Origin of the sequence: Bacillus sp. ChL18, from assembly GCF_026241425.1 — a bacterium.
Lineage (GTDB): Bacteria > Bacillota > Bacilli > Bacillales > Bacillaceae > Bacillus > Bacillus velezensis.
Map to the genome: position 1 here is coordinate 1592991 of NZ_JAPHWE010000001.1, position 10922 is coordinate 1603912.

Consider the following 10922-nt stretch of genomic DNA (forward strand, 5'->3'; position numbering starts at 1 on the left):
AATGGATGAACCAATATATTATATAAAACAGAGGAGTAAGATAGATGCGCTACCGTACGGTGATTCCCTTTTTTTTGATGCTGTTCGTTCTGTCAAGCTGTTCGGTTTCTACTGTCAGTCCATTCACAAAAAACCGGATCGACAGCATTCATCACACTCAAATCTTGTTTTTTTCCGATGAAAATCATATAGATAAAGAAGTGCCTTATTACGATGCGATCCTTGATTTAGAAAAGAAATATCCCCATCATGTCGATCAAATGAAGGTTTATGACAACAGAAAGGGATGGGAAGAGGAAATCAACACGTTCCCTGCGCTGATGGTGATCAATCATCGGCATGTGGTCATGAAGATTGAGGGATCCGTAAAGAAAAAAGAGGATATCATCAAACCTATGCAGCATGTGCTTGCACAATAAAAACAGCCCCCGCTTTTACAAACGGGGGCTGTTTCTTTGTTACATTATTATTTTACGATATGGATCGGGCTTCCGATTGCTACTTCGGCAGCTTCCATAGTGATTTCGCCCAATGTCGGGTGAGCGTGAATTGTCATTGCGATATCTTCAGCAGTCATTCCGCCTTCGATCGCCAGACTCAATTCAGAAATCATGTCAGAAGCGCTTGCGCCGGCAATTTGCGCACCGATTACAAGACCGTCTTCTTTACGAGTGATCAGCTTCATGAAGCCGTCAGTTTCGTTAAGAGACAGCGCACGTCCGTTCGCTGCAAACGGGAACTTAGCTGCAACGACTTCAATGCCTTCTTCTTTCGCCTGTGCTTCAGTGTAACCGACAGAAGCCAGTTCAGGCTCAGAGAATACAACCGCCGGAATACCGAGGTAATCGATTTCAGCCGGCTCTCCTGAAATAGCTTCCGCAGCGATTTTACCTTCGTAAGACGCTTTGTGAGCCAATGGAGGTCCGTCAATGATGTCACCGATTGCGTAAATGTTCGGTACGTTTGTGCGGCACTGCTTGTCTGTTTTAATGACACCGCGGTCAGTCATTTCGATACCGACTTGCTCAAGGCCGAGCTCATCAGTGTTCGGACGGCGTCCGACAGTGATTAATACGTAATCAGCATCAACCGTTTTTTCTTCGCCTTTTACTTCGAATGTAACTGTTACGCCGTCAGGTCTTTCCTCAACGCCTTTAGCCATGGCGCTTGTATGGATTTCAACGTTGCCTTTTTTCTTCAGTCTGCGGGTAACGAGAGAACTCATTTGTTTTTCGAAGCCAGGAAGAATTTCATCTCCGCCTTCTAAAATAACCAATTCAGTTCCGAAGTTCGCATACGCTGTTCCAAGCTCAGTACCGATATATCCGCCGCCGATAACAACGAGCTTTTTCGGAATTTCTTTAAGCGCAAGTGCGCCTGTAGAGTTCAGAACGCGTTCGCTATATTTGAAGTTTGGCAATTCGATAGGGCGAGAACCGGTAGCAATGATTGCGTTTTTAAATGTGTATGTTTGCGCAGAGTTCTCATCCATTACACGGACAGAGTTGCTGTCTACGAAATAAGCTTCCCCTTTTATAACGTCCACTTTATTTCCTTTTAAAAGACCTGCAACACCGCCGGTAAGCTTATTTACAACAGAAGCTTTCCATTCTTGGACTTTTGTAAAGTCAACCGTTACGTTCTCAGCAGTGATTCCCATGTCATCTGAATGTTTTGCATTCTCGTAACGATGGCCTGCATTGATGAGCGCTTTTGAAGGAATACAACCGACATTCAGACAAACGCCTCCAAGAGTTGCTTTTTCAACGACTGTTACTTTTTGTCCAAGCTGAGCAGCGCGGATGGCAGCTACATAGCCGCCGGGTCCCGCACCAATCACAAGAGTATCTGTTTCAATAGGGAAATCTCCTACTACCATAACATTACGCCTCCATTAAAATAAGTTGTGGATCGTTCAGTAAACGCTTGATGTGGTTTAACGCATTTTGTGCAGTTGCTCCGTCAATCATACGGTGGTCAAAGCTGAGAGAAAGAGCTAAGACAGGAGCAGCTACAATTTCACCATCACGGACGATCGCTTTTTCAGCAATACGGCCGATACCGAGAATCGCAACCTCTGGGTGGTTGATAACCGGTGTGAACCATTGGCCTCCGGCAGAACCGATATTTGTGATCGTGCAAGAAGCGCCTTTCATTTCCGCAGGTGCAAGCTTGCCTTCACGCGCTTTTGTAGCAAGGCTGTTGATTTCATCAGAGATTTCGAAAACGGCTTTACGGTCGGCATTTTTCACTACCGGCACAAGCAGGCCTTTTTCGGTATCCGCTGCAATTCCGATGTTGAAGTAATGTTTTTGGATCACTTCATCTGTTTTATCATCAATAGATGTGTTTAAAACAGGGAATTTTTTCAAAGCGGATGTTAATGCTTTGACGACGTAAGGCAGATAAGTCAGCTTGATGCCTTGATCAGCAGCAACTTGTTTGAACTGTTTGCGGTGAGCAACAAGATTTGTTACGTCAACTTCATCCATAAGAGTTACGTGCGGTGCAGTATGCTTAGAGTTCACCATTGCTTTCGCGATCGCTTTACGGATACCGCTCATTTTTTCGCGTGTTTCAGGGAATTCGCCTTCAGGAGCCTGAGCCGCTGCAGGTTTAGCTGTTTCCTGAGGTGCAGCTGTTTCTTGCGGTGCCGCTTCTTGAGCCGCTCCTCCATTTGCAAAGCTGTCGATATCTTCTTTTACAACACGTCCGTTATTGCCTGAACCTGTTACTTTACGGATATCCACGCCTTTTTCACGGGCATATTTGCGTACGGAAGGCATCGCGATCACGCGTTTGTTCGGATCAGCTTCCGCTTGGTCCTGCTGTCCTGCGCCGGTTTCTTTTGCAGGCTCTTTAGGAGTCTCTTCTTTAGAGATATCCTGCCCTGCTTCAGCAGACGACTGAACTTGAGCTTCAGTTTTCGCATCTCCTGAATCATGGCTTCCTTTAAATTGAAGATCTTCGTAACCAGGTGCGTCAAACGTAATAATCGTTTGTCCAACAGTTGCAACTGTTCCCTCTTCAACTTTTAATTCTAATACTTTTCCTTTAACAGGTGAAGGAATTTCTACCACTGCTTTATCATTTTGCACTTCAGCCAGAACATCGTCTTCTTCTACCTCGTCGTTCGGCTTAACAAACCATTTTACGATTTCGCCTTCGTGGATACCTTCCCCGATATCCGGAAGTTTAAATTCAAATGCCACAGTTTTCGACCTCCTAGTTGATTAAGCAAATTTTAGTTATGCATTCGCAAGCATTGAACCTAGTAAACAGACTCCTTCATATAGAGAAAAGGACTCTCTTTACCGTCTTTTATGATGCCTGATTAAAATTCAAGAACTTTTTTCGCAGTTTCAAGAACGTCTTTATGGTTTGGAAGCCATACGCTCTCAGCAAGCGAGAAAGGAAATACTGTATCAGGCGCCGCAACACGCAGAACCGGAGCTTCCAGGCTCAGAATCGCGCGGTCATTGATTTCAGCTACAACGTTGGCAGCGATGCCGGCTTGTTTTTGAGCTTCTTGCACGACAATTGCGCGGCCTGTTTTTTCAACAGAAGCAATAATCGTATCAATATCAAGCGGACTTACAGTTCGAAGGTCGATAACTTCAGCAGAAACGCCTTCTTTTTCAAGCTCTTCAGCAGCCTTAAGCGACTCATGAACCATCGCGCCGTATGTGATGATAGAAAGGTCAGTACCTTCGCGTTTCACATCAGCTTTGCCAAGCTCGATTGTGTATTCCTCCTCAGGAACTTCCTGACGGAAAGAACGGTAAAGTTTCATATGCTCTAAGAAAACAACCGGATCATTGTCTCTGATAGAGGCAATCAGCAGTCCTTTTGCATCGTAAGGAGTGGAAGGGATAACAACTTTAATACCCGGCTGCTGAGCGATAAGGCCTTCCAAACTGTCAGCGTGAAGTTCGGGTGTATGAACCCCTCCGCCGAATGGAGAACGGATTGTCACCGGAGAAGTCCAGCGTCCGCCGGAACGGTAGCGGAGACGAGCCATTTGTCCTGAGATTGAATCCATTACTTCATATACGAATCCGAAGAATTGGATTTCCATAACAGGACGGTAATCTTGCAGGCCTAAACCGAGAGCGAGACCGCCGATACCGGATTCAGCAAGTGGCGTGTCAAATACGCGGTCCTCACCGAATTCTTTTTGAAGGCCTTCAGTTGCACGGAATACGCCTCCGGCAACGCCTACATCTTCCCCGAAAAGCAGAACGTTTTCATTGTTTTTCAGTTCTGTGCGTAACGCATCAGTGATCGCTTGAATCATTGTCATTTGCGCCATGGCTTACTTCGACTCCTTCGCTTTGTAAATTTCAAGTTGTTCTTTCAAGTTGAACGTCGGCTCTTCAAACATATTCTCAATCAGCTCTGTTACTTTCGGTTTTGATTCGCCGTCAGCCTTTTTGATAGCTTGTTTGATTTCTTCTTTGGCCTGTTCAATCACTTTGTTCTCTTCTTCTTCAGACCATAGTCCTTTGTTTTCCAAGAACTTGCGGAAACGTACGAGCGGGTCTTTTTGCTCCCATTCATTTTCTATTTCTTTCGTACGGTATTTAGTCGGATCGTCACCGGACATTGTATGAGGTCCGTAACGGAATGTAAGAGTTTCGATCAGAGTCGGACCTTCACCGTTAATTGCGCGCTGGCGTGCTTCTGCGGTTGCAGCATAAACGGCTAGTGCATCCATTCCGTCTACTTGAACACCTGTAATACCGACGGCAACTGCTTTTTGGGCAATTGTCTGTGCGGATGATTGCTTTTCTACAGGAGTTGAAATCGCATAGCGGTTATTCTGAACAACGAAGATCGCTGGCGCTTTAAATGCTCCGGCAAAGTTCATTCCTTCATAGAAGTCACCTTGAGAAGCTCCGCCGTCACCAGTGTAAGTAATAGCTACCGCTTTTTTACCGCGCTTTTTAAGACCTAAAGCTACACCTGCGGTTTGAATAATTTGAGCACCAATAATAATTTGAGGTGATAAAGCATTTACTCCCTCAGGCATCTGATTACCTTTAAAATGGCCTCTTGAGAACAGGAATGCCTGGTGTAAAGGAAGCCCGTGCCAAATCAGCTGAGGAACGTCACGATAACCCGGAAGGATAAAGTCGTCCTGTTCAAGCGCGAAGTGTGATGCAATTTGAGAAGCTTCTTGGCCCGCTGTCGGTGCATAGAAACCTAAACGTCCTTGACGGGAAAGAGAAATTGAACGCTGGTCTAAAATGCGGATATACACCATTCTTCTCATTAATTCCTTTAACTGATCATCTGAAAGATCAGGCATTGCGTCTTTATTTACGACTTCTCCTTCAGCATTTAAAATTTGGAACGTTTCAAACTGCTTATGAATAGCATCAAATTGTTTTTTGCTATCAACAATTGAAGTTTTTGTCTTTGCAGCCATTTTTTAAACCACCTCTTCTTTTGATTTAACAGGGTTAGGATACCGTTTAGCCATCCGTATTAAAAACAGTCTTATCATGCTCTGCAATTCTAAAATTAATCATTCAGAAATTCACATAGCGCTTAAGCAAAGATAATGACGTTTAAACTGTACTAATAAAAAAAGATTTTTTATTAGTACAATATGATCAACAACCATAGTTTACAGTAATTAAACAAAGCCGTCAATCATTTATAACCTCATTTTGAAACCGCTTATAAAACTTAAGATCATATTGCGCCAAACTGTACTATAAAAGACTTTAAACTGTATTATAAAAATGCTCTACTGTACTATAATTAAAAAAAATTACAAAGAGTAAATTAAGTTATTTAACTTAGGGGCGGGCTTTGAAAAGATGCCGCGGAATAAAAACGGGCAGTTAGCAATCGTCCCGCCTGCCGAACAGACGGGACGATGCTTTTGTCTAATTATTCAATACCCGCCCACACGATATTCAGCGGCGTCAGCACGGCATGAGGATGAAACTCGGAAATCGGAGTGAAAAATACATACGTAAAATCTTCGGCTGGATCAGAAAACATGCCGCACCAACCCATTCCAAGATGTGAAAAGGTGCCTTCTGTCATGAAATAATGGTCACCGGCCGGCCACAAATTAACGCCTAAACCAAAGCCGCCTTCCTCCCTGGGCGCTCCGAAGAAGTAAAAAGGAAGACCGGGCTTTATTTGATTTCTCAGCATCGCCTCGACTGTTTTTCTTCCAAGCAGCTTCTTATCTTTCAATCTGCCTTTATTTCTAAACATTTCAGCCAACTTCCAAATATCTCGCAACGAAGAGTACAGACCGCTTGTCGCTTTATTCGGAAAATACGGGTGATGACTTTTTTCCAGCTGTACGCACTCGTGCTCATTGATCACACAAACTTCTTCTTTTAAAGCATCAGGCACATAAAAATACGTTCTTTCTAATCCTAGCGCTTCAATAATATGCTTTGTTACATACTGTTCGTAGGATACGCCTGTTACTTTTGAAATAATGATGCCAAGTATAACAAAACCGGTTCTGGAATAGTTCCATGCTTCATCCGCTCCGTACTCCAAAGGCGTACTGACGAGATAGTTTATCCATTCTTCCTCATTCGTTAAGTCAATGCCTTCAGCCTTTTGAATATCCAGCTCAAAACTTAATCCCGCCGTATGAGTCAAAAGGTGCAAAATTTTAATTTCTCCGAAACCCGGTTTATCAAACGCAGGCAAAATGAGCTTGACCGGCATTTTCAGATCGAGCAAACCTTTTTCGACGAGCTGCATGACGGCTACAGCGGTAAACACTTTTGTCAAAGAACCGATTTCTCTGATTGTATCAAGCTGAAATGGTTGCTTTTCGTTTTGTCCGCCGGTAAATTCCCCTAACGACTCAGCTGCAAAAACCTCACCTCCTCTTGACATCATATAACTCGCACATTGCAGATCTCCATTGTCTATCATCGTCTGATAATGGCTGTTAAGAGCGTTAATTTGTTTCATATCAAATGCCGGATTGCTTATTGTTTGTTTCATTGTTTTCTCCCCCTGTACTGTATGTATCGTTTTCATCACTTACTTACTGATTTCTTGATGAATTCTGACACTGCTTTATTAAATTCTTCCGGATGTGTGATGTTCGGAAGATGCCCCGCTCCCTTAATTTTCTTTAATTCTGCATTGCTCAGCAGTTTCCGCAGCCTTTTTGTTTCTTTCTGATCAACTACGCTTTCCTTCTCACCTGTAAGGATAAGCGTTCTTGTATGAATGTCTTTTAAAAAGCCGATTGTAGAATAGCCTTCTTGTTGATGTATCTTCATAAAACGTTCAATAGAAGCATTTAAGAATTGATTACTGTATAAACTTTCATATTCATGCGACTTTCCTATAGCTATAAAATCATTTTTCAGTTTTTCCTCGACACTGCTTTCAGGGTCTTCTTCGTATTCGGTGTAACTTCCGGAAAGAATGAGTGTTTTTACTTTTTCGGGGTATTCATAGGCTATCCTCTGCCCTATCATGCCTCCCCAAGAAGCTGCCGCAATGTGGATCGGCCAAGCAACCCCTAACTCGTTCAGCACTTCGATAAAAGTCTGAGCCAGCCCGCTCAGTGTAAAATCGGCGCTCCCCTCACTCAGCCCGTAACCCGGTGTGTGTATGACAATTACATTAAATTGATCTGCCCATTCCTTCATTTGTTCTTTCCACATGTAAGCAGTGGTAGCAAAACCGCAAATCAGTAAAATTGTTTCGCCCTTACCGCTCATCAATATTTCCATATGCCGGGCATTTTCTGTGTTTGCCAGAAAATGAACGGTTTCCGTTTCTTCTGTCTGGTAAAAAGCGATGAGTTTTTTTGCGGCATCGCTTTGATCGTGCTGAAGGGCTCCTTTCTTCAGTCTGCTCCAATAATGCAAATAATCGTCGAGATGACGATTGGAAGCCGTGCCGAGTATTCGGAAAGGACTTTCAGCTTCTCCCGTAACGATTGACGAAGCATCAAAATCGGCTGCAATCGCTGAATCTCTTACTAGAGGCGGTGCTGAACGGGCGGATAACGGCTTGAAATCGTTTTGTATTTTTTCTTTTTCTCCGTATAACACGATCAGCTGGTGGCCTTGGCCGAGAAGCGAGTGTTCAAATGCTTTGATTCCGGCAGTATTTTCTAATGGGTGAAGTCCGTACTCCATTTTCATAATATCTTGAATGCCGGGATCAACTGACATGCCTCCGTCTTTCCAGAAAGGCCAATTTACAGCGATGGTTTTTCCTGATCTCCCCCCCGCCTTTCTCATACATTCCCTCCACTCGGCAAAATGCTCCAGAAAACGATTGGCGTAGGCGTAATCGGCTTGACCCAGACTTCCGATTTCTGAGGAGATGGAAGAAAACAAAACAAAAAAGTCTAAAGGCATATCTCTGAGCGCTTCATCCAAATGAATCACACCATTGACCTTTGATTGCAGCACCGCTTGAGCTTCCGCGTCTGTTTTATTCATAATGAGAGAGTCTTTTAACACGCCTGCACTGTAAATGACCCCGTTGATTTCGGAATAATCAGCATGAATTTTTTCCGCTAACTTGATGACCTGCTGCTTATCTGACATGTCAGCCTGGATATAAGAAATGCTTGCCCCGTTATAGCGGATGCTGTCTAATTTTTCTTCCATGTCTGCTGTCATTTTCGATCGTCCGGCAATAATAACGCTGGCTCCGTGATTTGCATAAAGAAACGCTGAAATAATCCAGCCGATGCCGCTTAACCCTCCGATGATGAGATACACCCCGTTTTTTGCAAACTTTGCGGCCTTTTGTCCTGTTTGCAGCGAAGCGTCTTTATATGCTGTCACCCACCTTTTTTGATCGCCGTCATATTTCACAGCCTGATGATGTCCGGCACTTAATTCATTGAGAAGCAAAGGTGCTTTTTCAATGGTTTGTCTTGAAGAAATCTCAACCGTTTTACACTTTATATTCGGCTGCTCCGCATTCAGCGTTTTAAAAAAGCCTCCAATCGCGGCGTAAACCGGATTTGTATATTGACCCTTGTCATGTACGTACAGAATGTTGATGTTTTCTTTTACTTTTTGATGGATCAAAGCTTTGCTCAAATAAAGAATTGAATAAAAGCTGTGAGTCAGATCTAACGCTGCTTCAGTATAAGCTTTTTTTGACAGGTAATGAATGATTGACGCCGGAAACGCTCCGGACTTTTTCATATCTTCTAACAGTCTGGTGTAATGAGCAGACTGCTCCGGATTAAATTTATAATGCTTTTCATTTACCATTTCATATTCATCGGCGGCTTCCGCATAAATAACATTTTCACTGCCGATGTACTTTCGGATTTCATCACTCAATGAACTGTCGAAATCGAAAATCAATGTATTTTCCATTGGTACTTCTCCGGACTTTAATGGCAATTCTATCCATTCTTTTTGTAAATACAAAGATTCAAGCATCGGCTTTTCAGACGGCTCTTTCGTTTGCGTTTTTTCTTTAAAAGCTGCGGCCGGCGTATTACGCACATCATATTTTTCTTCTAAATAAGCCGCTAAATCATGAATATTGTTATAATCAAAAAGCAATGTCGGATACAATTGTGTATCTAATCTTTCCTCGAGCATTTTCGATATATGCAGCAGCTGTTTTGAGTCAAGACCCAGTTCGTAAAAAGATTGGTGTTTGTCCGCTTTATTTGGCGGTGTGTTTGTAACCTCTCCAATAATGGATGACAGCTCATCTGTTAATGTTTTATGACTGTCTTGGTGCTGAACTGTAACAGAGATAGAGTCTGTAATGTCGGCTCCGTATTTCTCCTGCAGATATTCCGTCAATTCACCGATTGTGGAGTAATCAAATAATAAAGTCGGGTACAGCTTTGTATCTAACATCAGTTCTAATTTTTTGGATAAGTCTAATAATTGTTTAGAATCCAAGCCCATCTCGTAAAAGAAAATATCATTCTTCACTGTTTCTGCAGGTTTTTCAATCATGCCGGCTATCTCTTGGATCAAATTATTTCTGATCATTTCTTTATTGTTCGTTGCGCTGCCGATCTCTTTAGCTTTTTGGGAATGCTCCAGCCTTTGTATTGATTTTTCATTTCTGACTCTTTTCACACCGAATCGCTCATAATAAAAAGCAAGCTCTCCATCAGGCCTGTATACTTCTATGTCCGCATATAAAATGTCTTTAGAAGGCGGCTGCGTTATACTGTTTTTATCAATATACACAAAACAAGACCCAGTTGTTTTATGCAGTGCCCGGAACGTCTCAATATATATAGGGATAAACGCATTTGTTCCTTCATCCGGCAAGTCTGATGTAAGGATTCCCAACAAGCTGAGAGACCCATCCAAAAATGCGGGATGCATGTAAAAGTCATCCGTATATTCTTTTGAAAGTCCGCTTAAACTGACCTCTCCCAGAATATAATTTTCACCTTCATATACTGTACCTTCCAATTTCATAAAATCTTTATGAATCAGGCCGCCTCTGCGCAAATTACGATAGGCGGATTCAGCATCCGTAGTCCGGACGGCCCCTTTCTTTAATTCTTCGATTGAAATTGTCTTTTCGTTTATCGCATTTTTTCTTATGATTTCCGCCTGCAAGTTGACTGACGCTTCACCTTCCGCCTTTTCAGCGACCCATTTCCTGCTTGTTGTTTCAACAAGCCAGCCGTTTTCTTGTTGCGTAAACTGGAAGCTGACTTTTTTATCAAAATGGACTGACGTCGCAACAGGTTCACGGAATAAAACATGTTTGATTTCAAAACTTCGGGGGGATATCCCTTTCTCAGCTAAAAATCGGGTTATTAAATCCAGATACGTTACGCCGGGTATCGTACGCACTTGATGAAGGACATGGTCTGAAACAATATAATCGTCATGTTTGACTAATACGCTGAACCTCATGCAACTCGACAACCTTTCTTCTTTTACAAAGTAAAGAAACAGAGC

At 42.9% G+C, this 10922-nt stretch carries 7 protein-coding genes; 1 reads left to right on the top strand and 6 read right to left on the bottom strand.

Annotation, left to right across the window (positions count from 1 at the left end):
* The first annotated feature begins 44 nt into the window (after nt 1-44).
* Complete coding sequence (locus tag OQ477_RS07895) at nt 45-419, top strand: hypothetical protein (protein WP_007409664.1); 375 nt, start codon at nt 45-47, stop codon at nt 417-419.
* 47 nt (nt 420-466) lie between these two features.
* Here OQ477_RS07895 and lpdA read toward each other — a convergent pair whose 3' ends face one another.
* From lpdA to OQ477_RS07925, 6 genes are all read right to left on the bottom strand, one after another.
* A complete protein-coding gene (lpdA, locus tag OQ477_RS07900; protein ID WP_007409663.1) occupies nt 467-1879 on the bottom strand; it encodes a dihydrolipoyl dehydrogenase in 1413 nt (470 codons plus the stop codon).
* Between the two features lie 4 nt (nt 1880-1883).
* Entirely contained in the window at nt 1884-3212 is a 1329-nt protein-coding gene (pdhC, locus tag OQ477_RS07905) for a pyruvate dehydrogenase complex dihydrolipoyllysine-residue acetyltransferase (RefSeq protein WP_007611173.1), read from the bottom strand.
* Between the two features lie 122 nt (nt 3213-3334).
* Nucleotides 3335-4312: a pyruvate dehydrogenase complex E1 component subunit beta gene (gene pdhB / locus OQ477_RS07910; protein WP_003154528.1), complete on the bottom strand. Its 978-nt coding sequence runs from the start codon at nt 4310-4312 to the stop codon at nt 3335-3337.
* Nucleotides 4313-4315: 3 nt separating this feature from the next.
* Nucleotides 4316-5431: a pyruvate dehydrogenase (acetyl-transferring) E1 component subunit alpha gene (gene pdhA, locus OQ477_RS07915; protein WP_007611171.1), complete on the bottom strand. Its 1116-nt coding sequence runs from the start codon at nt 5429-5431 to the stop codon at nt 4316-4318.
* 470 nt (nt 5432-5901) lie between these two features.
* The gene (locus OQ477_RS07920) at nt 5902-6993 is read right to left on the bottom strand and encodes a serine hydrolase domain-containing protein (protein WP_265972006.1); all 1092 of its coding nucleotides are present in this window, start codon (nt 6991-6993) and stop codon (nt 5902-5904) included.
* Between the two features lie 35 nt (nt 6994-7028).
* Complete coding sequence (locus OQ477_RS07925; RefSeq protein WP_265972007.1) at nt 7029-10877, bottom strand: alpha/beta fold hydrolase; 3849 nt, start codon at nt 10875-10877, stop codon at nt 7029-7031.
* Nucleotides 10878-10922 lie beyond the last annotated feature (45 nt).

Excerpts from the sequence above, each read along its gene's own strand:
- OQ477_RS07895 (WP_007409664.1), top strand. The coding sequence starts at position 45 with ATGCGCTACCGTACGGTGATTCCCTTTTTTTTGATGCTGTTCGTTCTG.
- lpdA (WP_007409663.1), bottom strand. The coding sequence starts at position 1,879 with ATGGTAGTAGGAGATTTCCCTATTGAAACAGATACTCTTGTGATTGGT.
- pdhB (WP_003154528.1), bottom strand. The coding sequence starts at position 4,312 with ATGGCGCAAATGACAATGATTCAAGCGATCACTGATGCGTTACGCACA.
- pdhA (WP_007611171.1), bottom strand. The coding sequence starts at position 5,431 with ATGGCTGCAAAGACAAAAACTTCAATTGTTGATAGCAAAAAACAATTT.
- OQ477_RS07920 (WP_265972006.1), bottom strand. The coding sequence starts at position 6,993 with ATGAAACAAACAATAAGCAATCCGGCATTTGATATGAAACAAATTAAC.
- OQ477_RS07925 (WP_265972007.1), bottom strand. The coding sequence starts at position 10,877 with ATGAGGTTCAGCGTATTAGTCAAACATGACGATTATATTGTTTCAGAC.